The 25,218-nt window shown below is 57.0% G+C and carries 19 protein-coding genes and 3 rRNA genes; 21 read left to right on the plus strand and 1 reads right to left on the minus strand.

Translation table 11 applies throughout. The features are described from left to right. Positions 1–157: 157 nt before the first annotated feature. The 5 genes from ACGHP1_RS02430 to ACGHP1_RS02450 all read left to right on the plus strand — a co-directional run bounded on the left by ACGHP1_RS02430 (position 158) and on the right by ACGHP1_RS02450 (position 4,803). Positions 158–1,534, plus strand: a complete 1,377-nt coding sequence (locus ACGHP1_RS02430; RefSeq protein WP_223388192.1) for an MATE family efflux transporter — start codon at positions 158–160, stop codon at positions 1,532–1,534. A gap of 19 nt (positions 1,535–1,553) precedes the next feature. Next, positions 1,554–2,306, plus strand: a complete 753-nt coding sequence (locus ACGHP1_RS02435; RefSeq protein WP_005944181.1) for an exodeoxyribonuclease III — start codon at positions 1,554–1,556, stop codon at positions 2,304–2,306. A gap of 50 nt (positions 2,307–2,356) precedes the next feature. Further along, positions 2,357–2,842 carry a small multi-drug export protein gene (locus ACGHP1_RS02440; protein ID WP_005944184.1) on the plus strand — a complete coding sequence of 162 codons (486 nt, stop codon included), beginning with the start codon at positions 2,357–2,359 and terminating at the stop codon, positions 2,840–2,842. A 129-nt stretch (positions 2,843–2,971) separates the two neighbouring features. Beyond that, positions 2,972–4,360: a Sapep family Mn(2+)-dependent dipeptidase gene (locus ACGHP1_RS02445; RefSeq protein WP_291016399.1), complete on the plus strand. Its 1,389-nt coding sequence runs from the start codon at positions 2,972–2,974 to the stop codon at positions 4,358–4,360. An 8-nt stretch (positions 4,361–4,368) separates the two neighbouring features. Continuing rightward, the gene (locus tag ACGHP1_RS02450) at positions 4,369–4,803 is read left to right on the plus strand and encodes a DUF3842 family protein (RefSeq protein ID WP_044954000.1); all 435 of its coding nucleotides are present in this window, start codon (positions 4,369–4,371) and stop codon (positions 4,801–4,803) included. 307 nt (positions 4,804–5,110) lie between these two features. Here the strand turns inward: ACGHP1_RS02450 and epsC are convergent, their stop codons facing one another. Then, the gene (epsC, locus tag ACGHP1_RS02455) at positions 5,111–5,782 is read right to left on the minus strand and encodes a serine O-acetyltransferase EpsC (RefSeq protein ID WP_005944190.1); all 672 of its coding nucleotides are present in this window, start codon (positions 5,780–5,782) and stop codon (positions 5,111–5,113) included. A gap of 495 nt (positions 5,783–6,277) precedes the next feature. On the opposite strand from epsC, the gene ACGHP1_RS02460 reads away from it, so the two are divergent. From ACGHP1_RS02460 to ACGHP1_RS02535, 16 genes are all read left to right on the plus strand, one after another. Continuing rightward, positions 6,278–7,468, plus strand: a complete 1,191-nt coding sequence (locus ACGHP1_RS02460; RefSeq protein ID WP_390507541.1) for a dihydroorotase family protein — start codon at positions 6,278–6,280, stop codon at positions 7,466–7,468. Positions 7,469–7,525: 57 nt separating this feature from the next. Further along, positions 7,526–8,392 (plus strand): orotidine-5'-phosphate decarboxylase, encoded by an 867-nt coding sequence (pyrF, locus tag ACGHP1_RS02465; protein WP_097777455.1) that lies wholly within the window; start codon positions 7,526–7,528, stop codon positions 8,390–8,392. Then, entirely contained in the window at positions 8,373–9,146 is a 774-nt protein-coding gene (locus tag ACGHP1_RS02470) for a dihydroorotate dehydrogenase electron transfer subunit (protein ID WP_390507543.1), read from the plus strand. The genes pyrF and ACGHP1_RS02470 overlap by 20 nt, the downstream gene beginning before the upstream one ends. Continuing rightward, positions 9,146–10,072, plus strand: a complete 927-nt coding sequence (locus ACGHP1_RS02475; RefSeq protein WP_294648827.1) for a dihydroorotate dehydrogenase — start codon at positions 9,146–9,148, stop codon at positions 10,070–10,072. The genes ACGHP1_RS02470 and ACGHP1_RS02475 overlap by 1 nt, the downstream gene beginning before the upstream one ends. Before the next feature lie 133 nt (positions 10,073–10,205). Continuing rightward, the gene (gene pyrE / locus ACGHP1_RS02480) at positions 10,206–10,799 is read left to right on the plus strand and encodes an orotate phosphoribosyltransferase (protein ID WP_005944207.1); all 594 of its coding nucleotides are present in this window, start codon (positions 10,206–10,208) and stop codon (positions 10,797–10,799) included. Between the two features lie 21 nt (positions 10,800–10,820). Beyond that, complete coding sequence (locus ACGHP1_RS02485; RefSeq protein WP_005944209.1) at positions 10,821–11,930, plus strand: carbamoyl phosphate synthase small subunit; 1,110 nt, start codon at positions 10,821–10,823, stop codon at positions 11,928–11,930. Between the two features lies 1 nt (position 11,931). After that, positions 11,932–15,183 (plus strand): carbamoyl-phosphate synthase large subunit, encoded by a 3,252-nt coding sequence (gene carB / locus ACGHP1_RS02490; protein WP_097781371.1) that lies wholly within the window; start codon positions 11,932–11,934, stop codon positions 15,181–15,183. A gap of 219 nt (positions 15,184–15,402) precedes the next feature. Then, the gene (locus ACGHP1_RS02495) at positions 15,403–15,708 is read left to right on the plus strand and encodes an HU family DNA-binding protein (RefSeq protein ID WP_005944215.1); all 306 of its coding nucleotides are present in this window, start codon (positions 15,403–15,405) and stop codon (positions 15,706–15,708) included. 256 nt (positions 15,709–15,964) lie between these two features. Further along, complete coding sequence (locus tag ACGHP1_RS02500; RefSeq protein WP_005944218.1) at positions 15,965–17,152, plus strand: DEAD/DEAH box helicase; 1,188 nt, start codon at positions 15,965–15,967, stop codon at positions 17,150–17,152. A gap of 216 nt (positions 17,153–17,368) precedes the next feature. After that, on the plus strand, positions 17,369–18,022 hold the full coding sequence (locus ACGHP1_RS02505) for a MerR family transcriptional regulator (RefSeq protein ID WP_097774362.1): 654 nt from the start codon (positions 17,369–17,371) through the stop codon (positions 18,020–18,022). Next, positions 18,003–18,314, plus strand: coding sequence for a heavy metal-binding domain-containing protein (locus ACGHP1_RS02510; RefSeq protein ID WP_005944222.1), 312 nt, complete (start codon positions 18,003–18,005; stop codon positions 18,312–18,314). The genes ACGHP1_RS02505 and ACGHP1_RS02510 overlap by 20 nt, the downstream gene beginning before the upstream one ends. Further along, on the plus strand, positions 18,311–19,201 hold the full coding sequence (locus ACGHP1_RS02515; RefSeq protein WP_338427622.1) for a CPBP family intramembrane glutamic endopeptidase: 891 nt from the start codon (positions 18,311–18,313) through the stop codon (positions 19,199–19,201). Before ACGHP1_RS02510 ends, ACGHP1_RS02515 begins: the two co-directional genes overlap by 4 nt. Positions 19,202–19,842: 641 nt before the next feature. After that, positions 19,843–21,353 (plus strand): 16S ribosomal RNA (locus ACGHP1_RS02520). A gap of 266 nt (positions 21,354–21,619) precedes the next feature. Beyond that, positions 21,620–24,454, plus strand: a 23S ribosomal RNA gene (locus ACGHP1_RS02525). Positions 24,455–24,581: 127 nt separating this feature from the next. Beyond that, positions 24,582–24,698 (plus strand): 5S ribosomal RNA (gene rrf / locus ACGHP1_RS02530). The 16S, 23S and 5S rRNA genes sit together here, the layout of an rRNA operon. Before the next feature lie 166 nt (positions 24,699–24,864). Further along, a complete protein-coding gene (locus ACGHP1_RS02535; RefSeq protein ID WP_097776731.1) occupies positions 24,865–25,197 on the plus strand; it encodes a PadR family transcriptional regulator in 333 nt (110 codons plus the stop codon). Positions 25,198–25,218: the final 21 nt, after the last annotated feature.

The following is a 25,218-nucleotide window of genomic DNA, read 5'->3' on the forward strand; positions in this document are numbered from 1 at the left end:
GCCCGGAACGGCGGCAAAAAAGACGCAGAATGCGACAGTTCTTTACAAGAACCGGTCCGTGTGCTAAGATGAATACATTCAATGGGAAGTCTGCCCTGCGAAGGGTGGGCGTATGTGTCCGAGCGGGATGGCCCGGCACGGGGAAAGGAGCATATCAATGGAAAATCAGGCGGTGAGCGGAACAAAAAAGCCGCTCTTCGGAGGGCGGAAGCCGCTGTTCACACAAAAGGAACTGCTGCTGCTGACCGGCCCGCTGCTGGTGGAGCAGCTGCTGGAAGTGACCGTGGGTATGGCCGATACCATGATGGTGTCCCGCTGCGGCGAAGCGGCCATTTCCGGTGTCAGCCTTGTGGACATGATCAACAACCTCATCATCGTGCTGTTTGCGGCGCTGGCCACTGGCGGCGCAGTGGTGGTAAGCCAGTTTTTGGGTGCGCGGGAGCAGAAGGAGGCCGATGCAAGCTCTGGCCAGCTGCTTTTGCTCAGCGGCGTATTCGGTTTGCTGGTGGGGGCATTCTGTTTTGTTTTTGCAAGGCCGATGATCCGGCTGTTCTACGGTGCCATCGATGCCGATGTGCTGGATGCCAGCGTGCTGTACCTGCGTATCATCGCCATCAGTTATCCGTTTCTGGCACTGTATAACGGCGGTGCGGCACTGTTCCGCAGCATGGGCAACTCCAAGATCTCCATGCAGATCAGCTTTTTGATGAACGTGATCAACATTGTGGGCAACGCAGTGTGCATCTTCGGATTTAAAATGGGTGTAGACGGCGTTGCATGGCCCAGCGTGCTGTCCCGTGTGGTGGCAGCGGCCCTTATCCTGCGCAAGTGCTACCAGAAGGGCAATGCCATCACGGTGCCAAAGACCACCCGGCTGGATGCAAAGATGACAAAGCGCATTCTGGGCATCGGCATCCCGTCCGCCTTTGAGAACAGCCTGTTCGAGGCTGGACGCATTCTGGTGGTGAGCATGATCTCCACCTTCGGCACAGTGCAGATCGCAGCAAACGCCGTGGCAAACAATCTGGACGGCATGGGCGTTATCCCCGGCAAGGCCCTGAGCCTTGCCATGATCACGGTGGTGGGCCGCTGCATCGGTGCGCGGGACGACGAGCAGGCTGTTTATTATACCCGCAAGCTGACGGTGTGGTCTTACATCGCAATGAGTCTTTCCAACGGTGCCATCCTGCTGTTTTTGCACAAGCTCATCGGCATCTACGCGCTGTCCGGTGAGACGATGGTGCTTTCTGAGCTGCTGGTACGTATCCATGCAGGCTTTGCCATCCTGCTGTGGACCCTGTCCTTCGTGCTGCCCAACGCCCTGCGTGCAGCCAACGATGTGAAGTTCACCATGATCGTGTCCATCCTGAGCATGGCGGTGTGGCGGCTGGGCTTCAGCTACCTGCTGTGCGTGCGCATGGGCTGGGGCGCTGTGGGCGTGTGGATCGCAATGATCATTGACTGGGTTTGCCGCGTGACATGCTTTGTGCTCCGCTTCCGCAGCGGTGTATGGAAAACCAAATATCAGGCATAACATAAAGAGGAGTATACCTATGAAACTGATCAGCTGGAACGTCAACGGCCTGCGCGCCTGCCTGACCCATGGCTTTGCCGAGAGCTTTGCGGCTCTGGATGCCGATATCTTTTCGGTGCAGGAGACCAAGATGCAGCCCGGTCAGGCGGATTTTGCGCCGGATGGCTACACCGAGTATACCTATTCTGCCGAGAAGAAGGGCTACTCCGGCACGGCCTGCTGGTGCCGTGAGCAGCCGCTGTCCGTGACCACCGGCATCGGCATTGAGCAGCACGACCACGAGGGCCGTGTGCTCACGCTGGAATACCCGGGGTTCTGGCTGGTGAACTGCTATACCCCCAACAGTCAGGACGGGCTGAAGCGTCTGGACTACCGCATGGAGTGGGAGGATGCCTTCCGTGCCTACCTGCTGGCACTGGACGCAAAAAAGCCGGTGATCCTGTGCGGCGATCTGAATGTTGCCCATAGGGAGATCGACATCAAGAACGACAAGACCAACCACATGAGCGCAGGCTTTACCGATCAGGAGCGCGGCAAAATGACCGAACTGCTGGACGCAGGCTTTGCCGACAGCTTCCGCGTGCTGCACCCGGATGAGGTGAAGTACAGCTGGTGGAGCTACCGCTTCCACGCCCGCGAGAAGAATGCGGGCTGGCGCATCGATTACTTCATCGTGTCCCGCCGCATTGCCGATAAGATCCGCGCGGCGGAGATCCACAACGAGATCTTCGGCTCAGACCACTGCCCGGTGGAGCTGGACATTGACCTGTAACCTGTAAAAAATGCCTGCTCTCCCGGAAAGAGCAGGAAAAAGGAGACTCTATGCTCAAAAGCTATCTGCTGGTATTTTTTGTTTCCATGGTGCCGCTCATTGAACTGCGCGGAGCCATCCCCATCGGGCTTGGCATGGGCCTGCCCATCCTGCCCACCTATCTGGTGTGCGTGGTGGGCAACATGATCCCGGTGCCGTTCATCTATCTGTTTGCACGCAAATTCCTGATCTGGGGCTACCACAAGCCCCTTATCGGGCCAATCTGCAAGTTCTGCATCGTCAAAGGCGAGAAAGGCGGCCGCGCACTGGAAGCCAAGGCGGGCCGCGGCCTTGTGGTGGCGCTGCTGCTGTTCGTGGGTATCCCGCTGCCGGGCACCGGCGCGTGGACCGGGACGCTGGCGGGCTCGATCCTGGATATGAAGTTCAAGGACGTGGTCAAGGCCTGTATGGGCGGCGTGCTGCTGGCGGGCATCATCATGGGTCTGGCCAGCGCGGGCCTACTGGGTGCGCTGAGCACCCTGTTCTCGGTGGGCTGAGAAAAAAAGACTGTGTTCTGGCAAAGAACAACAATTGACAATGGCATTTTGCCGCTGAGTATGCTAAAATAAAAAGGTGTTTTGAAACCGGCGGCGCAAAGCTGCCGGACAGAAAGGAACGATAAGATCATGGATCAGGCACTGAATCAGAAAATCGACGCATATATTGCGCAAAACAAGGAACAGCTGCTGAAGGATATTGCCGCTCTGGTGGCAGTCAACAGCGTAGAGGGCACCCCGGAAGAGGGCGCACCCTATGGCGCAGGCCCCCGCGCCGCACTGGACAAGACGCTGGAGCTGGCTGCAGGCATGGGCCTTGCCACCCGCAACTGTGAAAACTACATCGGCTATGCAGAGCTGGCCGGCAAGGACCCTGAAAAGTATCTGGCGACCATCTGCCATGTGGACGTGGTGCCCGTGGGCAACGGCTGGACGGCCGACCCCTTCACCATGCGCATTCAGGACGGCTGGCTGCTGGGCCGCGGCGTTGCCGACGACAAAGGCCCCATGGTGGCTACCCTGTATGCCCTGAAGTTCCTCAAGGAGCAGGGCTATGAGCTGCGCTACCCCATCCGCGCACTGGCAGGCACCAACGAGGAGACCCACATGCAGGATGTGGACTACTACCTCAAGAACTACCCGGCTCCCGCTTTCTGCTTTACCCCGGATGCCGAGTTCCCGGTGTGCAACGGCGAGAAGGGCCTGTTCGGTGCCAAGATCGTCAGCCCGGTGTGCAACGGCGTCATCGTGGAGATCGAGGGCGGCGTGGCAAACAACGCCGTGCCCGACCGTGCAAGCGCGCTGGTCAGGACCGACATCTCTAAGCTGAAGAATGCCCCCAACATCACGCTGGAGCCGGAAGGCGACGGCGTGCGCATCCGCGGCTGGGGCAAGTCCGGCCACGCAGCCATGCCGCAGGGCACCGTGAACGCCATTGGTCTGGTGGTGAACTACCTGCTGGACAATGGCCTGTGCAATGAGACCGAGCGCGCCTATCTGGAGGCCGTGCGCAAGCTGCACGCTTCTACTGCCGGTGAGGGTCTGGGCATCAACTGCGCCGACGGCCCCTTTGGCCCGCTGACTGTGATCGGCGGCCGCATCTACATGGAAGATGGCCGCATTTTCCAGACCATGGACAGCCGCTTCCCCACCTGCACCAACGGCAAAAAGATGACCGAGCAGATCCGTGCCGCACTGGGCGATGGCGCTGAGCTGCGCGATGTGACCGCTGCCGAGCCCTTCTATATTGAAGCAGACAGCCCTGCCATTCTGGCCTGCATCAACACCTACAACGAAGTGACCGGCGAGAACGCTAAGCCCTTCACCATGGGCGGCGGCACCTATGCCCGCCACTTCCCCTATGCGGTCAGCTTTGGCCCCGAGCATGTGGACCTGCCGCTGCCGGAATTTGGCGGCCCGATGCACGGTGCAAACGAAGCGGCACCCATCGACAAGCTGCTGGAAGCCGTGAAGATCTATATCATCGCGCTGCTGCGCCTTGAGGAGATCGACTTCTGATGCAGCCGATGAATGTGCTCGTCATCGACGGGCAGGGCGGGGGCCTTGGCAAACAGTTGGTGGCAGCTCTGAGCACGCAGTGTCCGGAGGCCCGGCTCACTGCGGTGGGCACCAACAGTCTGGCGGCAAACGCCATGCGCAAGGCCGGTGCCCCGCGTGCCGCCACCGGCGAGAACGCCGTGGTGGTGAACTGCCGCAGCGCGGATATCATCGTGGGGCCCATCGGCATCGTCGTTGCGGATGCACTGCTGGGCGAGATCACGCCCGCCATGGCCACAGCCGTGTGCCAGAGCCATGCGACGCGGGTGCTCATCCCGGTGAACCACTGCGAAAACTATATCGTGGGTGTGCCGGAGCAGCCCATCAGCGATCTGGTGGCCGCTGCGGTGCAGAAGGTGAAAGCTCTCTGCGCCGGGGAAGGCTGCGGAAAAAGGGTTTATTGAAAATGCCCTCCGCTTGCGCTCTGGGCACCTTCAGCGGAAAAATATCTTATAATAGAGCAACAGCGGACAGCCTGCGGGCTGTCCGCTGTTGCATTTTCACGGAAAGGGTCCAAGAGGGAAACTTGATCTGTCTGTGCTTGTTTCCTGCGGAAACAGCCGCACAGCCGGGAAACAGGCCACTTCTTCATTGTGCCCGCTCCAGTGAAAAGGCAAGTCGGAAAATCCCGCAGGATTTTCCGACTTGCATCTAAAAAATATAAATTCCTTGAATAATGCCCAGAGCGAGAGCGGAGGGCATTCTGAATCGTTACGACTTCTGTCGTGCGGCGATCTGTGCTGCCGTGGGCGGGGTGTCGCCCTGCGCAGCGTTTTCCAGCGCGCCGAGACGGCGGTCCAGATCGGTCAGGCGCTGGGCTACGATATCCGGCAGATCCTGCTGGTCCAGATCGTCCGCCGGGTTCACGGCCTTGTTGTTGATGCGCACCACCTCGGCGGGCACGCCCACAGCGGTGCAGTTGGCAGGCAGATTGCGCAGCACCACGCTGCCTGCGCCGATGCGGGAGTTGTCCCCGATATACACCGGGCCAAGGACCTTGGTGCCTGCACCGATCAGCACGTTGTTGCCCAGAGTGGGGTGGCGCTTGCCGGTGTCCTTGCCGGTGCCGCCCAGAGTGACACCGTGGTAGATGGTGCAGTTGTCCCCGATCTCGCAGGTCTCGCCGAACACGATGCCCATGCCGTGATCAATGAACAGGCATCTGCCGATGGTGGCACCGGGGTGGATCTCGATGCCGGTGCGGCGGCGGCCATGCTGGCTGACCCACCGGGCCAGAAAGAACCGCTTGTGCTGGTATAGCCAGTGCGCAATGCGGTGATACACCAGAATGTGAAAGCCCGGATACAGCAAAATGACCTCCAGCACGTTGCGTGCAGCGGGGTCCTTGCGCTGGATGTTCCGCGCGTCCTCCAACAAACCCATGGGAAAACCCTCTCTTTCCTGATTCCGATGAAGCTGCTCTGAATAAAAATCACGCCTCTGCCATGAAAACAGCCTCTGACTCTTTTGACCATATTATAATAGCACACCCGGACGGGAATGTACAGCAATATGCTAGGAATTGACATGACTAACCCTGAATCTGGCGGGGAAAAACTGCTTTTGGGTAGAGTAGCTAAAATTCCGGGAGGGAAGCGGCAAACCTTTTTGCAACAAAATATATGCGGAAGCATTGACACATTTCGCGCTTCTATGCTAAAATATTATGAAAAGATTCCAGACTTATAAAAGGAGACAGCACCATGCAGAAAAGCGCGATGTGCACCAAACTGAACAAGCAGTTCGCATCCGGTTTTGCCGTGGGTTCGTTGTTTCCTTTTTTTGTGGAATGAGCTTTTCCCTTTGCGGGGAAAAGTTTTTTTTTGCCCGTAAGCCGGAAAGCCGAACCAGACAAACGCAAATCAGGAGGGAACTGCGATGCTGCTTGTAAATGCTGTGAACACCGAAGGAAGACCGCTTGAGATTTTTGTAAAGGACGGCAGGATCGCTGCTGTAGGTCAGGAGCTGGAGGCACTGGCCGGGGAGAACGAAACGGTCATTGATGCCGGCGGGCTGACCGTGCTGCCCGCCTTTGTGGACCTGCACTGCCACTGGCGCACCCCGGGCTTTGAGTACAAGGAGGACATCGAGACCGGCAGCCGCGCCGCAGCCGCCGGCGGTTACACCTTCGTGAACCTGATGCCCAACACAAAGCCGGTGTGCTCTTCTGCGGCACAGGCGTTCATGGTGGAGCAGAAGGCTGCCGAAGTAGGCCTGTGCGGTGTGAACCAGACCGTCTCCATCACCGAGAACTTTGACGGTGTGAGCATCGACCACCTCAAGACCCTGCCTGCCGGTGTGAAGTTCATCACCGAGGACGGCCACGGCGTGCAGGACAATGCCACCATGGCAAAGGCTTTCGCCATCTGCACCCAGAAGGATATCACCGTGATGAGCCACGCCGAGGATATGGAGATCAGCCCGTGGGACTACCGTCTGGCTGAGGACATCGAGACGGTGCGCAACTGCTGGCTGAGCGAATACTACCAGACCAAGCTGCACATGTGCCACGTGTCCACCCGCGGTGCGCTGGATGCCATCCAGATGGCAAAGCTGCGGGGGGCACCCGTCACCTGCGAGGTGACCCCGCACCACCTGTGGTTCACCAATGATACCTGCGATTACCGTGTGAACCCGCCCATCCGCACCGCCGACGATGTGCAGGCGCTGGTGGACGGCATCCGCACCGGCATCGTGGATGCCATTGCAACCGACCACGCGCCCCACTCCGAAGAGGACAAGCTCAAGGGCATGGCCGGTATGGTGGGCAGTGAGACCGCTTTCGGCGTCTGCTACACCAAGCTCTGCAAGCAGGAAGGCCTGCCGCTGGAAGTGCTGGTGCACCTGATGAGCACCCGCCCGGCAGAAATTCTGGGCCTTGCCAAGGGCCAGCTGGAGCCGGGCTACGACGCGGACTTTGTGCTGGTGGATCTGGATACCCTCTACACCGTGGACAAGGACAAGCTGCACTCCAAATCTCACAACACCCCGTTCGACGGCGCTGAGCTGTACGGCAAGGTGTGCGCCACCATCAAGGGCGGCAAGCTGACCTATCAGGCAGAGGATTGAAAAAACAATACTATATAAGATAAGAATCGATAAGAGAGCAAACAGGAGGAACCCACAATGACCAACATGGATAAGCTTTACGAAGCAGTGGAAGCCCGCGGCCCGGTGTGCGTAGGTCTGGATACCGATTTCAGCTACCTGCCCGAGGACTTCGTGGACAGCACCCTGTCCCGCGGTGAGAACATCGTGCGCTTCAACAAGAAGCTCATCGACGCCACCAAGGCCGTGGCAGGCTGCTACAAGGTGCAGATCGCTTACTACGAGTCTCTGGGCCTTGAGGGCATGAAGGCCTACGCCGACACCCTGAAGGCGGTGCGCGAGGCCGGTGTGCCGGTGATCGCCGACATCAAGCGCGGCGACATTGCCAAGACCGCCGAGATGTACGCCATGGGTCACTTTACCGGCGATTTCGAGAGTGATTTCGTCACGCTGGCACCCTATATGGGTCTGGACTCCATCAGCCCCTACCTGCCCTACGCCGAAAAGCAGGGCAAGGGCATGTTCGTGCTCTGCCGCACCTCCAACGGCGGTGCCAAGGACTTTGAGTATGAGAAGCTGGCCGACGGCCGCCACGTCTACGATCTGGTGGGCGACAAGCTGAACGCTCTGGGCAAGGACTACATGGGCGAGCACGGCTACTCCTCCATCGGTCTGGTTATCGGCGGCACCCACATCGAGGAGGCCACCGAGATCCGTGCAAAGTATCAGGACAGCTTCTTCCTGATCCCCGGCTACGGCGCACAAGGCGGCAAGGCCGAGGACATTGCCCAGTACCTTACCAAGGGCAACGGCGGCGTGGTCAACTCCAGCCGCGGCATCCTGCTGGCCTATAAGAAGCAGCCGGGCACTGCCTTTGACGAAGCCGCTTACAACGAATGTGTGAATATGAAGGAGGCCATTGCTCATGCGTGCAGCCTGCTGTGAAGCCACTGTTCTGCGCAATGAGGTCATTGCCCCGGACATCCGCCTGCTGACGGTGGTCTGGCCGGACCGCGATCACGCACCCCACGCAGGCCAGTTCTTTACCCTGCGTGCATGGGGCGCAGACGAAGCCCCCTTCCTGTCCCGGCCCATCAGCGTGCACCGCTGGAACCCGGACAGCAGCACCATCGAGTTTCTGTATCAGGTGGTGGGCGAGGGCACTGAAAAGATCGCGCAGCTCAAAATGAAGGATACCTTCCAGCTCACCGGCCCTATGGGCAACGGCTTTGATGTGCCGGACATCCTGAGCAAGTACAAAAAGATCGCTGTGGTGGGCGGCGGCATCGGCACCGCGCCCATGTTCCAGCTCACCCGTGAACTGGCAGCGGCAGGTGTGAAGCCGGATGTGTTCTTCGGCTTCCGGGATGCCCCCTACTGCATGGAGGAGTACCGCGAGATCGCAAACCTTGTCAAGGTGTCCACCGACACCGGCGCAGTGGGCTTCCACGGCTTTGTCACCCAGCTGTACGACCCCGCCGACTACGATGTGGTGCTGGTGTGCGGCCCCACGGTCATGATGCGCAATGCCGCCCGCCTGTGTGCCGAAAAGGGCACCCCCTGCTTTGTGAGCATGGAAAAGAAGATGGCCTGCGGCATTGGTGCCTGCCTTGGCTGCACCTGCGAGACCAGGGGCGGCGAGGGCAAGAGCGTGTGCAAGAACGGCCCGGTATTTGATGCAACGGAGGTGTTCTTCTGATGGCTGACCTGAAAACCAACCTGCTGGGCTTTGTGATGAACAGCCCGGTCATCGGCGCATCCGGCACTGTGGGCTACGGTGTGGAGTACGAAGAGCTGGCAGACTTTGCCAAGATCGGCGGCATCTCCGGCAAGGGCCTGACCCTGCACGGCCAGTACGGCAACAAGGGCGAGCGCCTGTGGGAGACCCCCTCCGGCCTCATCAACAGCATCGGCCTGCAGAACCCCGGCGTGCAGCACTTCATTGACGTGGAGCTGCCCGAGATGCTGGAACTGAAGCAGAAGTACGGCACGGTGGCCATTGCTAACCTTGGCGGCCACAGTGAGGAAGAGTATGTGGAAGGTGCCTCGATGCTGAGCGACAGCGCAGTGGACATCGTGGAGCTGAACATCTCCTGCCCCAACGTCAAGGTGGGCGGCATGGCCTACGGCGTGAAAGCCGAAGCTGCCGGTGAGGTGGTGCGCATGGTGCGCGCTGCCTGCAAAAAGCCCCTGATGGTCAAGCTGAGCCCGCAGGCCGAGAACATCCCTGAGATGTGCAAGGCCGTGGAAGCCGCCGGTGCGGATGCCATCAGCCTGACCAACACCTTCCAGGCCTGCGCCATCGATCTGGAAAAGCGCCGCCCGGTGTTCAACAACATCTTTGCGGGCCTGTCCGGCCCGGCGGTGCGGCCCATTGCCCTGCGCATGGTGTGGCAGGCCGTGGGCGCTGTGAACATCCCGGTGGTGGGTCTGGGCGGCATCGCCACGGGCCGTGACGCACTGGAGTTCATCATGGCCGGTGCTGCGGCGGTGCAGGTGGGTGCCGCAAACTTTGCCAACCCCCGCGCCATGGAGACCATTGCCGACGAGATGGCCGCATGGATGGACAAGAACGGCGTGAAAACGCTGGACGAGATCCGTGGATGTGCCCGGAATGCTGAATAATCCAATTGATATACCAGCAAAATGCTGATTTATACGCATAAAAACAAAGTCGCTGCATAAATTTGCAAATCACGCAAAAGCGTGGTACAATACCGTTCAAAAGACATTTTTATAAAAGAGAGGGAGAAGTACAATGAGTGAAGCACTTGAGATCCTGAAGAGCTGTGACGCGTTCCTGGAAGGTCACTTCCTGCTGTCCTCCGGCCGCCATTCCAGCGCATACTGCCAGATGGCCTACCTGCAGCAGTACCCCGACCGCTGCGCCGAGGTCATGAAGACCGTGGCAGATAAGGTCAAGGAAATGGACGTGGATGTGATCGTCGGCCCGGCCATGGGCGGCATCGTGTACGCCTACGAGCTGGCCCGCCAGACCGGCAAGCGCGCCATCTTTACCGAGCGCGTGGACAATGTGATGACCCTGAAGCGCTTCGCCATCCACCCGGGTGAGAAGTGTCTCATTGCTGAGGACGTGGTCACCACCGGTATCTCCTCTCTGGAGACCAAGCGCGTGATCGAAGAGAACGGCGGCATCTGCGTGGGCATCACCTGCGTGGTGGACCGCACCAAGCCCGAGGCTCCGTCTCCCATTCCCATCGTGGCAAGCGCCCTCAAGCTGGACCTGCCCAACTACGCACCGGAAGAGTGCCCCATCTGCAAGGAGGGCAAGCTGCCGCTGGTGCATCTGGGCAGCCGCAAGATGAAGCAGGAAGCAAAGCAGACCCTGTAATGTGTTGAAACGAGGAAAACTATGAACGCATATCTTCTTTTGGCAAATGGCATGGTCTTTGCCGGCCAGTCGGTGGGTGCCGAGGGTGTCACCGTGGGCGAGGTGGTCTTTGCCACCGGCATGGTGGGCTTTCAGGAGACCCTGACCGACCCCAGCTACTATGGCCAGATCATCACCCAGACCTACCCCCTTATCGGCAACTACGGCATGAATAAGGACGACATGGAGTCCGACCGCATCTGGGCAAAGGGCTACATCGTGCGCGAGGCCTGCACCACCCCCTCCAACTGGCGCTGCGAGGAAACGCTGGACAGCTTTTTGAAAAAGAACAACACCATCGGCATTGAGGGCATCGACACCCGCCACCTGACCCGCATCATCCGCGAGAGCGGTGTGATGAACGGTGCTATCCTGACCACCTTCGACCCCGCCGACCCGGCCAACAAGGCCGAGACCGAGGCTCTGCTGGCTCAGATCCGCGCCTACGCCGTCACCGATGCGGTGAAGAATGTTACCTGTGAAAAGCCCGAGGTGTTCAACCCGCAGGGCGAGACCCATATCGTGCTGATGCACTACGGCTGCAAGCGCAACATCGTGCGCTGCCTTGTCAAGCGCGGCTGCAAGGTGACGGTCATGCCCGCCTTTGCAACGGCAGAGGAAATCAAGGCCCTTGCTCCGGACGGCATCATGCTGTCCAATGGTCCCGGCGACCCGGCGGAACCCGTGGAGGTCATCGAGAACCTCAAGCACATCTTTGAGCTGAACATCCCCACCTTCGGCATCTGTCTGGGCCACCAGCTGAGTGCTCTGGCAGCCGGTGCCAAGACCATGAAGCTCAAATACGGCCACCGCGGTGCCAACCAGCCCGTGACCGACTTTGAGTCCGGCCGCACCTTCATCACCAGCCAGAACCACGGCTACGCTGTGGTGGGCGACGAGCTGCCCGCCGAGATGGGCGAGGTGGCACAGGTGAACGCCAACGACGGCACCTGTGAGGGCATCAAGTACAAGAAGTGGAACTGCTTTACCGTGCAGTTCCACCCGGAAGCAAACGGCGGCCCCAAGGATACCGAGTTTCTGTTCGACCGCTTCCTGAACAACGTCAAAGCAGCAAAAAAGGAGGCACGCTGAAATGCCGAAGGACCCTAGAATCAAGAAGGTGCTGGTCATTGGCTCCGGCCCCATCATCATTGGTCAGGCTGCGGAGTTCGATTACTCCGGCACGCAGGCCTGCCGCGCCCTGAAGGCAGAGGGCATCGAGACCGTTCTGCTGAACTCCAACCCCGCAACCATCATGACCGACCCGGATGTGGCCGACCATGTTTACATCGAGCCCATGACGCTGGAAGTCGTGGAGCGCATTCTGGACATCGAAAAGCCGGACTCCGTGCTGCCGAACCTCGGCGGTCAGATGGGCCTGAATCTGTCCATGGAGCTGGCCCGCTCCGGCTATCTGGACCGCACCGGCATCCGTCTGCTGGCCTGCAAGCCCGAGACCATCGACCGGGCCGAGGACCGCGAGCTGTTCAAGGAGACCATGGAAAAGCTGCACCAGCCCATCATCCCCTCTGAGGTGGTGGAAACGCTGCAGGACGCTCTGGCCTGTGCAGACCGCATTGGCTACCCGGTCATCGTGCGTCCGGCCTTTACCATGGGCGGCACCGGCGGCGGCATCTGCGAGAACAAGGCAAAGCTCATCGAGATCGGCACCAACGGCCTGCGCCTTTCCCCCATCCATCAGATCCTTGTGGAAAAGTGCATTGCCGGCTGGAAAGAGATCGAGTACGAGGTCATGCGCGACCACAAGGGCAATGTGATCACCGTGTGTAACATGGAAAACCTCGACCCCGTGGGCATCCACACCGGTGACTCGGTGGTCGTGGCTCCTTCCCAGACCCTGACCGACCACGAGTACCAGATGCTGCGCACCGCTGCGCTGGACATCATCACCGAGCTGGGCATCGAGGGCGGCTGCAACTGCCAGTTTGCTCTGAAGCCGGACAGCTTTGATTATGCGGTCATCGAGGTCAACCCCCGTGTGTCCCGCTCTTCCGCGCTGGCCTCCAAGGCCACCGGCTATCCCATTGCCAAGGTGGCCACCAAGATCGCCATTGGCTACACGCTGGACGAGATCACCAACGATGTCACCGGCAAGACCTGCGCCTGCTTTGAGCCTGCGCTGGACTACATCGTGGTCAAGTACCCGAAGTGGCCCTTTGATAAGTTCGTCTACGCCGACAAGTCTCTGGGCACCCAGATGATGGCCACCGGCGAGGTGATGAGCATTGGCAACAGCTTCGAGGCTGCCATGATGAAGGCAGTCTCCTCCATTGAGCTGGGTATGGACACCCTGACCCACAAGCCCTTTGAGGAGCTGACCGATGACGAGATCGTGGCCCACATGCATGTTCAGGATGCCGAACGCGTGTTCTGCGTGTACGAGGCCCTCAAGCGCGGCATCGACCACGAGACCATTTACAAGATCACCAAGATCGACTGGTGGTTTTTGGACAAGATGCAGCATCTGGCAGATCTGGAAAAGGGTCTTGCCAAGTGCAACGGCGTGCTGACCGAAGAGCAGTACAAGACTGCCAAGAAATACGGCTTCCAGGATAAGACCATCAAGCGTTTGGCACAGGTAGACACCCTGCCTGTGGAGAACTACCGCGCCGGCTTCAAGATGGTGGATACCTGTGCTGCCGAGTTCTCGGCCAACACCCCCTATTTCTACTCCACCTACGACGGCGACAACGAAGCTGCTGAGTTCATTGCCGAGAAGGAAGCCGAAGCATCTGCCAAGGGCGAACCCAGGAAAAAGAAGGTTCTGGTCTTTGGTTCCGGCCCCATCCGCATCGGTCAGGGCATCGAGTTCGACTACTGCTCGGTGCACTGTGTGTGGACCCTGAAGAAGCACGGCTGCGAAGCCATTCTGGTCAACAACAACCCCGAGACCGTCTCTACCGACTTTGACACCGGCGACCGTCTGTACTTTGACCCGCTGAACCCGGAGAGCGTGGACAACATCATTGCCACCGAGAAGCCGGATGCCTGCGTGGTGCAGTTCGGCGGCCAGACTGCCATCAAGCTGGCAAAGCACATGGACGAGATCGGCCTGCCCATTCTGGGCACCCCGGCAGATGCCATCGACGAAGCAGAGGATCGTGAGCGCTTCGACGAGCTGCTGGAGCGCTGCAGGATCCCCCGCGCACCGGGCCGCACTGTCTTTAATCTGGACGAGGCTCTGGCTGCCGCCGACGAGATCGGCCTGCCGGTGCTGATGCGTCCCTCCTACGTGCTGGGCGGTCAGAACATGATCGTGGCCTACACCAAGGCGGACGTGATCGAGTACATGGGCGTTATCACCGAGCATGTGGACATGGATCACCCTGTGCTGCTGGATAAGTATATTCTGGGCACCGAGTGCGAAGTGGATGCCATCTGCGACGGCGAAAACTTCCTGATTCCCGGCATTATGGAGCAGGTGGAGCGCACCGGCGTGCACTCCGGCGACTCCATCTGTGTCTACCCGGCACAGCACCTGACTCAGGCCGAGATCGACACCATGGTGGATTACACCGGCCGCTTTGCCCGCGAGCTGCATGTCAACGGTCTGGTGAACGTGCAGTACGCAGTTTCCAACGGCAAGGTGTACGTCATTGAGGTGAACCCACGTTCCTCCCGTACCGTGCCGTATATCTCCAAGGTCACCGGCGTGCCCATGGTGGATCTGGCGGTGCGCTGCTGTCTGGGCGAAAAGCTGGCAGATATGGGCTACGGCACCGGCCTGCACCCCAACGCACCTTATGTGGCCGTCAAGGTGCCTGTGTTCAGCTTTGAAAAGCTGCACGGTGTGGATACCCAGTTCGGCCCCGAGATGAAGTCCACCGGCGAAGTGCTGGGCATTGCCCCCAACTACCACGATGCCCTGCTCAAGGGCCTTATCGGCGCGGGCTACACCTTCAAGACCCCCGGCCCTGCAAGCTGCTGCATCTTCACCGTGAAGGACAGCGACAAGCCGGAGTTCGTGGATATCGCATGGAAGCTCAAGAGCATGGGCTACAAGCTGTACGGTACCTCCGGCACCTGCGCATGGCTCAACAAGCACATGGTGCCCTGCAACGAGGTGCGCAATATGTCCGGCGAGTCGCCCAACATCGTGGACCTGCTGCAGAGCGGTCTGGTGGATTATGTGTTCTCTACCAGCGCTAAGGGCCGTGACCCCAAGCGCGACTCCGTGCGCCTGCGCCGCAAGGCTGTGGAGCTGAGCATCCCCTGCATCACCGCAGTGGATACCGCCAACGCTCTGGTGGACTGCCTGCGCAGTGATCACAGTCTGGAAAATATCCCGCTGGTGGATATTGCCACCCTGTATCACCGCAAATAATTACCTCACGAATTACCCGTAAAATGCTTTTTTGCAGCGCCCGCCAAAACAGCGGGCGCTGTATTTGTGAAGGACGGAGAGAGATTACATAAGTTCGTGCGCAATAAATGACGTTTTGTGCGCAATCTGTCGCAAACAGTGTGTGAATTATGTTATACTCAACAACGCAAAATTTGCCAAAAGACGTTACTTTTGGACACTCCAGGAGGATATAGATACATGACCCGTTCCCAGATGATCGAGACTGTGGCACGCAAGACCGGCTTCACCGAAGCACAGGTCGAGACCACGATGGATGCAATGTTTGACCAGATCGCCGACTGCCTGCGCGCAGACGAGAAGGTGACCATCGCAGGCTTTGGCCGTTTTGAGATGCGTCCCCGCAAGCCCAAGGCCTACACCAACCCCAAGACCAAGGTTTCCAGCCGTCTGGAGTCCACCTCCATCCCCGGCTTCAAGGCCAGCGGCCGCTTCAAGCAGAAGCTGGAAGCAGGCAAGGCTGCCAAGACTGAGGAAGCTGTCTGATCCTCAAATCAAATGCAAAGAGCTGTGCCCTCCACTCGGGGCGCAGCTCTTTTTGTTTGTAACTCCCTCAGTTTCGCATTTGCTCAACAGCTCCCTCGGAGAGGGAGCCTCGCCGTGCGGAAAAGTCTCCCTCTGGGAGGAAGGTGGCATCGCATTAGCGATGACGGAAGGAGTTCGTTAAGAACCTGCTGACAAGTGTGGCATTTCATGCTATACTGGGTTCAGAATATAAAATGACAAAGGAACGGAGAATCAGATGCTTTACAGTGAGTTGCAGTGCAGCGATGCCATCCACAAGGCCGTGGAGCGCATGGGCTTTGCCGAAATGACCGAAATTCAGGAAAAGACTATCCCCGTCATGATGGCGGGCTATGACGTGATCGCAAAAGCCCCCACCGGCACCGGCAAGACCTGTGCCTTCGGCATCCCAGTGGCGGAGCATATCTTACCGGAAAACAAGTACCCGCAGGCCGTGATCATGGCCCCCACCCGGGAGCTGGCCCAGCAGATCGCGCAGGAGCTGGAAGAGCTGACCTATTTCATGCCCGAAGTGCAGGTGGCCTGCGTGTACGGCGGTGCCAACATGGAAAAGCAGGCAAAGCGCCTTGCCGAGGGCTGCCAGATCGTGGTGGCAACGCCGGGCCGTCTGATGGACCACTACAAGCACCATTCCATTGATATCTCCCATGTGACCCAGATCGTGCTGGACGAGGCCGACGAAATGCTGAACATGGGCTTCTATAAGGATGTGCGGCATATCATTGAAATGATGAAGGCCCGCAAGTCCCTCTCCATGTTCTCGGCCACCATCAGCCGCGAGGTAATGGACATCGGCTGGCTGTACCAGCACAACGCCGAGGAGATCACCGTCCAGCCCAAGGAAGAAAGCCAGCCCAAGATCACCCAGTATATGCTGGAGACCTCTGGCCGCAACAAGCTTTCCGACCTTGCACAGATCATCATTGGTGAGAACTACAAGCGGGTGATGGTGTTCTGCGATACCAAGTTCAACACTGCCACTCTGGCCAACCAGCTGGCACGGCTGGGCTTCTCGGTGGACTGCCTCCACGGCGACCTCTCCCAGAAGGAGCGCAACCAGATCATGCAGAACTTCCGGGACGGCAAGCTGGCCATTCTGGTAGCCACCGACGTTGCCGCCCGCGGCATCGATGTTTCGGATGTGGATGCCGTGATCAACTACGATGTGCCCAGTGAGAACGAACATTACACCCACCGCATCGGCCGCACCGGCCGTGCCAAAAAGGAGGGCGTGAGCTACCTGTTCTATGTGCCGGAGGAGAAAAAGCGGGTGCAGGAACTGCTGCGCCTGACCCGCAATACCGACCTGTGTACCCCGGTGCACTTCGACTTCAACCATGAGCACATTGTGGTGGAGAAAAAGCAGGACAGCGCCGACCGGTTCCAGATCAAGTGCTACTTCTGATAAAATAAGAACTCCTTCAGTCTCGCATTCGCTCGCCAGCTCCCTCAAGGAGGGAGCCTTTGGCAGTGCGGCAAAGTTTTATGTTTTGCCAAAGGCCCCATCTCCGAGGGGGCTGTCTGCGAAGCAGACTGGGGGAGTCTCACTTTTCTATTAAAATCTATTGACCTTCCCCTTTCTGGAAGGTGTAACATAGGCACGTAAGGAGGCACCGGAACCATGAAGATCAACGAAGTGGAAGCCGTTGTGGGCGTGACCAAAAAGAATATCCGCTTTTACGAGGAGGAGGGGCTCATTACCCCCAGCCGCGAGCCGGGCAACGGCTACCGCAGCTACTCGCAGGCGGACGTGGAACGCCTGCGCCGCATCAAGCTACTGCGCAAGCTGGATGTGCCGCTGGCCGAGATCCGGGAAATGCTGGAAGGGCAGAAGACGCTGGCCGAGGGAATGGCCCAGCAGCTGGAACGTCTGAGCACCCGCCGCAAGGATCTGGACGAAGCCATCGGCTTCTGTACCGTATTGGAAAAGGCTTCCGGAAACCTTGAAGAACTGGATGTGGAGCAGACGCTTGCGCGCCTTGCTGCACGGGAGGAACAGGGAGTGACCTTTGTGAACATTGAACGCACAGACCGAAAAGGCGAGCGCATCCGCGGTGCCTGTATCGGCGCTGCCCTTTTTGTGGCGCTGATGGCTTTTGTGATCGCAACGATGGCGTGGGCCTTTTACAGCGACCCGCAGGAAGCGCCGCCGCTGCCGCTGCTCATCGTATTGTTCGGCATCCCGGTGGGGTGCATCGTGGGCACGCTGAAGGTGTTGCTGGAACGCATTGAAGAGATCGGAAAGGGAGAAGAAGATGCTTATCGTAACTATTAACGAGGTGCCCGGCAAAAAGCTGGAAGCGCTGGGCGTGGTGCGCGGCAGCACGGTGCAGAGCCGCAATCTGGGCCACGATCTGATGGCGGGGTTCCGCACGCTGGTGGGCGGTGAAGTGACCGACTATGCGGATATGCTCACCGAAGCCCGGCAGATCGCCACAGGACGCATGGTCAAGGATGCAGAGGCCCTTGGTGCGGATGCAGTTGTAGGGATGCGCTACGCTTCCGCCAGCGTCATGCAGGGCGCAGCAGAGGTTATTGCTTATGGAACGGCGGTGAAGTTCGTATGACCACAAAAGAAAAGCAGGGCTTCGGCCTTTATTTCCTGTTAGCATTTGGTCTGGCATGGCTGTGTCAGGTCGGCGGCTGCATGGTGCTGCTGCAAAAGCAGAATGCCGTGCTGTATCAGTTGGCGCTGGTCGCCACCATGCTCTGCCCGCTGCTGGCGGTGCTGCTGGTGCAAAAGGTCTTTCTGCGCCAGCCCACCGGCATCGGCTGGAAGGTGCAGGGCAAGCGCCGCTACTGGCTGGCGGCGTGGTTCGGCCCGGCGGTATTTACGGTGCTGGCCGCAGTGCTCTATTTTGCGGTGTTCCCGCATCGACTGGACCTCTCCGGCAGCTGGCTGGCAGCGGCCTACGGCGGCGAGATGGACGCTCAGACCCTGCGCAGGGAGCTGGGCGTATCCAACTTCAGCTACATGCTGGAAACAGGTCTGTTCGCGGTCACGCTGGCTCCGGTCATCAATATGTTCGCAGCTTTGGGTGAGGAAGCCGGCTGGCGCGGGTATATGATGCCTCACCTGAAGGCGCAGCTCGGCCTGCTCAACGGCCGCCTGCTGGGCGGCGTGATCTGGGGTGTCTGGCACTGGCCGCTGATGCTGCTGGTAGGCTACGAATACGGCACCAACTACTTGGGTGCGCCAGTGCTGGGCCTTTTCGTGTGGTGCATAGTCTGCTTTGCGCTCAATACCCTGTTGGACTGGCTCTATGAAAAGACCGGGTGCATCTGGGTTCCGTCCATCGCACACGGCGCATTCAATGCGGTGGCAGCGCTGTTTGTGGTTTTGACGAACCCGGCAGACAGCTATTACAATGTATTGGGTCCGGCACCCATTGGCCTGATCGGAATGCTGCCCATGCTGGCTGCTGCAGTCTGGCTGACCCTGCGAAGATCCTGAAAACCTGAATAGTTCCGGGAGAGGACTCTTCCGCTTTTGCCGCCGCAGCTGCAATGCAGCTGCGGCGCAGTTTTTCCTGCGGCCTGCTGCTGTTTTGGGGTGCACGCAAAAAAGAATGGAAAAAATCTGTCAAAAAGTGTTGACAAGGAGGCGGGGGTGTGGTATTATACTTGAGCGCCAAGCGCTGAGGCAAAAGAATGACTTCCAAAGCCTCAGCAGAAAGCCCTTGAAAAGAACCAATAGACGCTGAAAAGTTTTGCGGTTGCGAAAGCAATGAATCGCCCCAGTGGGGCGTTCAAGCAAACAGAGCGGTCTTGCGAAAGCAAGATGGAGGGGACTCACCCCGACAAGCTCACGGTTTGTTCTGAGAAACTTCTTGGATGTCCAAGTTCAGAAAGTTCAAAAGCTTCTAAAAAATAAGGCTTGACAAAAAGCCACTTCGGTGGTAAAATAAACAGGTCGTCAGCCGCAAGGCTGAGGCGCTACAGGACCTTGAAAATTGAACAATATCGAAAAACTTGTAAGGAACCTTTTAAGTGTTTGGAAAAACACTAAAAACAATTCCAAAAGTAATTCACACAGGACGCAAGCGATTGCGTGCTGAGCGAACAAGATTTAACACTTTTAAGTGATAAATATCATTTATAAAGAGTTTGATCCTGGCTCAGGACGAACGCTGGCGGCGCGCCTAACACATGCAAGTCGAACGAGCGAGAGAGAGCTTGCTTTCTCGAGCGAGTGGCGAACGGGTGAGTAACGCGTGAGGAACCTGCCTCAAAGAGGGGGACAACAGTTGGAAACGACTGCTAATACCGCATAAGCCCACGGGTCGGCATCGACCAGAGGGAAAAGGAGCAATCCGCTTTGAGATGGCCTCGCGTCCGATTAGCTAGTTGGTGAGGTAATGGCCCACCAAGGCAACGATCGGTAGCCGGACTGAGAGGTTGAACGGCCACATTGGGACTGAGACACGGCCCAGACTCCTACGGGAGGCAGCAGTGGGGAATATTGCACAATGGGGGAAACCCTGATGCAGCGACGCCGCGTGGAGGAAGAAGGTCTTCGGATTGTAAACTCCTGTTGTTGGGGAAGATAATGACGGTACCCAACAAGGAAGTGACGGCTAACTACGTGCCAGCAGCCGCGGTAAAACGTAGGTCACAAGCGTTGTCCGGAATTACTGGGTGTAAAGGGAGCGCAGGCGGGAAGACAAGTTGGAAGTGAAATCTATGGGCTCAACCCATAAACTGCTTTCAAAACTGTTTTTCTTGAGTAGTGCAGAGGTAGGCGGAATTCCCGGTGTAGCGGTGGAATGCGTAGATATCGGGAGGAACACCAGTGGCGAAGGCGGCCTACTGGGCACCAACTGACGCTGAGGCTCGAAAGTGTGGGTAGCAAACAGGATTAGATACCCTGGTAGTCCACACCGTAAACGATGATTACTAGGTGTTGGAGGATTGACCCCTTCAGTGCCGCAGTTAACACAATAAGTAATCCACCTGGGGAGTACGACCGCAAGGTTGAAACTCAAAGGAATTGACGGGGGCCCGCACAAGCAGTGGAGTATGTGGTTTAATTCGACGCAACGCGAAGAACCTTACCAAGTCTTGACATCCCTTGACAGACATAGAAATGTGTTTTCTCTTCGGAGCAAGGAGACAGGTGGTGCATGGTTGTCGTCAGCTCGTGTCGTGAGATGTTGGGTTAAGTCCCGCAACGAGCGCAACCCTTATGGTCAGTTACTACGCAAGAGGACTCTGGCCAGACTGCCGTTGACAAAACGGAGGAAGGTGGGGATGACGTCAAATCATCATGCCCTTTATGACTTGGGCTACACACGTACTACAATGGCGTTAAACAAAGAGAAGCAAGACCGCGAGGTGGAGCAAAACTCAGAAACAACGTCCCAGTTCGGACTGCAGGCTGCAACTCGCCTGCACGAAGTCGGAATTGCTAGTAATCGTGGATCAGCATGCCACGGTGAATACGTTCCCGGGCCTTGTACACACCGCCCGTCACACCATGAGAGCCGGGGGGACCCGAAGTCGGTAGTCTAACCGCAAGGAGGACGCCGCCGAAGGTAAAACTGGTGATTGGGGTGAAGTCGTAACAAGGTAGCCGTAGGAGAACCTGCGGCTGGATCACCTCCTTTCTAAGGAGTCAGGCAAGGACAGGACATCAAAAGATGGACAGTCCTTGGACAGGTAACAAACGAGAAGAGTAGATATTGTTCGATTTTGAGGGCCCTGAAAAGGACACTCAAAGACGTACCTTGAAAACTGAATAATAACTGCGAAACAAAGATTATAGTAAGTTCTTTTTAAGAAATATTGCAATTTCAAAAGGAAGGGTAACAATAATCTTCGTTGGCAAGAGAGAATCAAGAGGATACCAAATGTTCCAAGAGAACGTTTGAAAGGTCAAGCGAACAAGGGCGCAGGGCGAATGCCTTGGCACTGGGAGCCGATGAAAGACGTGATAAGCTGCGATAAGCTTCGGGGAGCTGCAAATAAGCATTGATCCGGAGATTTCTGAATGAGGAAACTCACCTGGGTTCATACTCAGGTACGTTATACTGAACTTCAAAATAGGTATATCGAGGGAACCGCCTGAACTGAAACATCTAAGTAGGGCGAGGAAGAGACATCAAACGAGATTCCGTAAGTAGTGGCGAGCGAACGCGGAAGAGGGCAAACCGAGAGTAGAAATACTTTCGGGGTACGGAGCGCATTTAGGACTTAAGTTGTTAACCGAACGGCATGGGAAGGCCGGTCAGAGAGTGTGAGAACCACGTAGGTGAAAACGACAAGAGCCGAGCGAATTCCAGAGTACGGCCAGACACGTGAAACCTGGTCGGAATACGGGGGGACCACCCTCCAACCCTAAATACTACCCAGTGACCGATAGCGTATAGTACTGTGAAGGAAAGGTGAAAAGCACCCCGGGAGGGGAGTGAAAAAGAACCTGAAACCCTGTGCCTACAAGCACCTAGAGCGCGTCAATGCGTGATAGGGTACTTTTTGTAGAACGGTCCGGCGAGCGATTGTATGCAGCAAGGTTAAGGACTTAAGGTCTGGAGCCGAAGCGAAAGCGAGTTTGAAAAGGGCGTTAAGTTGCATATAATGGGCCCGAAACCGGGTGACCTACCCATGGTCAGGTTGAAGTGGAAGTAAAATTCCATGGAGGACCGAACCGACCTCCGTTGAAAAGGCGGCGGATGAACTGTGGGTAGCGGAGAAATTCCAATCGAACCCGGAGATAGCTGGTTCTCCCCGAAATAGTTTTAGGACTAGCCTCAAGTTAGATACCTGGAGGTAAAGCACTGAATAGCCTAGCGGCCGAGAGGTTAGCGAAGCTTATCAAACTCAGAATGCCAGAGTATTGATGCTTGGGAGTCAGACAGTGTCAGATAAATGTCATTGTCAAAAGGGAAACAGCCCAGATCTACAGCTAAGGTCCCAAAGTCAGGTTAAGTGGAAAACGATGTGAAGATACGTAGACAACCAGGATGTTGGCTCAGAAGCAGCCACTCATTCAAAGAGTGCGTAATAGCTCACTGGTCGAGCGTCTTTGCGCGGAGAATTTAACGGGGCTAAACCTGACACCGAAGCTTAGGCAATACAGCAATGTATTGGGTAGGGGAGCGTTGTATACGCGGTGAAACAGTAGCGCAAGCGGCTGTGGAGTGTATAGAAGTGAGAATGCCGGAATGAGTAGCGCGAATGCAGTGAGAATCTGCATGGCCGAAAGCCTCAGGTTTCTGGAGGAAGGTTCGTCCGCTCCAGGTTAGTCGGGAGCTAAGGTGAGGCCTAACGGCGTAGCCGATGCACAGACGGTAGAGATTCCGTCACCACCAAAAGAGTTAAGCACAGGGACACATATGAAGTCTCGGAGCCGGGTGTTGGTTCCGGTAGCGATCGAGGGAAGTTAGTACCGAAGTCCGGGATGGAAGATGGCGAGAAAAGCTGTGTGAATTTCTGCGGTGCCCGTACCGCAAACCGACACAGGTAGGTAGGAAGAAGATTCTAAGGCCAACGGGAGAAGGGTTGTTAAGGAACTCGGCAAATTGACCCCGTAACTTCGGGAGAAGGGGTGCTGCAGCAATGCAGCCGCAGAGAATCGGCCCAAGCAACTGTTTACCAAAAACACAGGTTTGTGCTAAATCGAAAGATGACGTATACGAGCTGACGCCTGCCCGGTGCTGGAAGGTTAAGAGGAGATGTGCAAGCATTGAATCGAAGCCCCAGTGAACGGCGGCCGTAACTATAACGGTCCTAAGGTAGCGAAATTCCTTGTCAGGTAAGTTCTGACCCGCATGAAAGGCGTAATGATTTGGGCACTGTCTCAACAGCCCGCCCGGCGAAATTGTAGTACCGGTGAAGATGCCGGTTACCCGCGACAAGACGGAAAGACCCCATGGAGCTTTACTGTAGCCTAATATTGGGTTTCGATGTTGCATGCACAGGATAGATGGGACACTGGGAAGCAGGTGCTTTGGCGCTTGTGGAGTGGCCGTTGGGATACCATCCTTGCGATATTGGAATTCTAACCTGCGCCTTTGAATCAAGGCGGGGGACATTGTTAGGTGGGCAGTTTGACTGGGGCGGTCGCCTCCTAAAGAGTAACGGAGGCGTTCAAAGGTTCGCTCAGCTTGAACGGAAATCAAGCAAAAGAGTGCAAACGCAGAAGCGAGCCTAACTGCGAGACTGACGGGTCGAGCAGTAACGAAAGTTGGAGTTAGTGATCCGGTGGTATGTGAGTGGAAATGCCATCGCTCAACGGATAAAAGTTACCCTGGGGATAACAGGCTGATCTCCCCCAAGAGTCCACATCGACGGGGAGGTTTGGCACCTCGATGTCGGCTCATCGCATCCTGGGGCTGTATTCGGTCCCAAGGGTTTGGCTGTTCGCCAATTAAAGCGGTACGCGAGCTGGGTTCAGAACGTCGTGAGACAGTTCGGTCCCTATCTGTCGTGGGCGCAGGATATTTGATGGGAGCTGTTCCTAGTACGAGAGGACCGGAGCGGACGTACCTCTGGCGCACCAGTTGTTCTGCCAAGAGCATAGCTGGGCAACTATGTACGGATCGGATAAACGCTGAAAGCATCTAAGCGTGAAGCCGACCCAAAGATAAGATATCCCATTGTTTCAAACAAGTAAGACCCCTTGAAGACTACAAGGTTGATAGGCACGATGTGTAAGTGGAGCGATCCATTCAGCAAGCGTGTACTAATAGGTCGAGGGCTTGACCACAATTCGCTTGAGACTCTGAGAGTCAACGAAAAAATGTAAGCAGTGATTATTCAGTTTTGAAGGCACGTCCTTCTAAGAAATACTGGACAAAGTACAACAAACATGTTATACCGGTTCAGTCAGATCGGTCGGTGTCGATGACGGTGAGGTTCCACCTGTTCCCATTCCGAACACAGAAGTTAAGCTCACTTGTGCCGAAGATAGTTCGCTGGAAACGGCGCGTGAAAATAGGTAGTCGCCGACTTGAACAGAAAGCTCTGAGAGAAATCTCAGGGCTTTTTTGTTGCACAAAAATATGAAGCGGATTTTGGTCGAAATGATAACAGGACAGGACTTGACAAAAATACTACTATGCAATACAATATAGATAAGCTACTATGTATTACATAATAGGCAAAAGGAGGTATCCAGTGGAAAACAACACACAATTGCTCAAGGGCGTTTTGGAATTCTGTGTTCTGAAGCTCATCAGCAGAGAGCCGACCTATGGCTATGAGATCGTGATGCATCTAAAACAGGTCGGGTTTTCTGACTTGAGTGAAAGTACACTCTATCCGCTGCTACTGCGGCTGGAACAGCAGGGAAAGGTCACGGTGGAACGCAGACCCTCCCCCAAGGGACCGAGCCGGAAATACTACGTTGTAACGGAAGAAGGGCGGCAGGCGCTTCTTGAATTCCGACAAGATTGGAGCCAGCTATGCCAGCTGGTGGAAAAAATTTTTAAGGAGGAGCCATATGAATAAGTATTTTGCGTTGCGAAAGGC

The sequence above is a fragment of the Faecalibacterium sp. i21-0019-B1 genome, assembly GCF_042852915.1.
GTDB classification, from domain to species: domain Bacteria; phylum Bacillota; class Clostridia; order Oscillospirales; family Ruminococcaceae; genus Faecalibacterium; species Faecalibacterium taiwanense.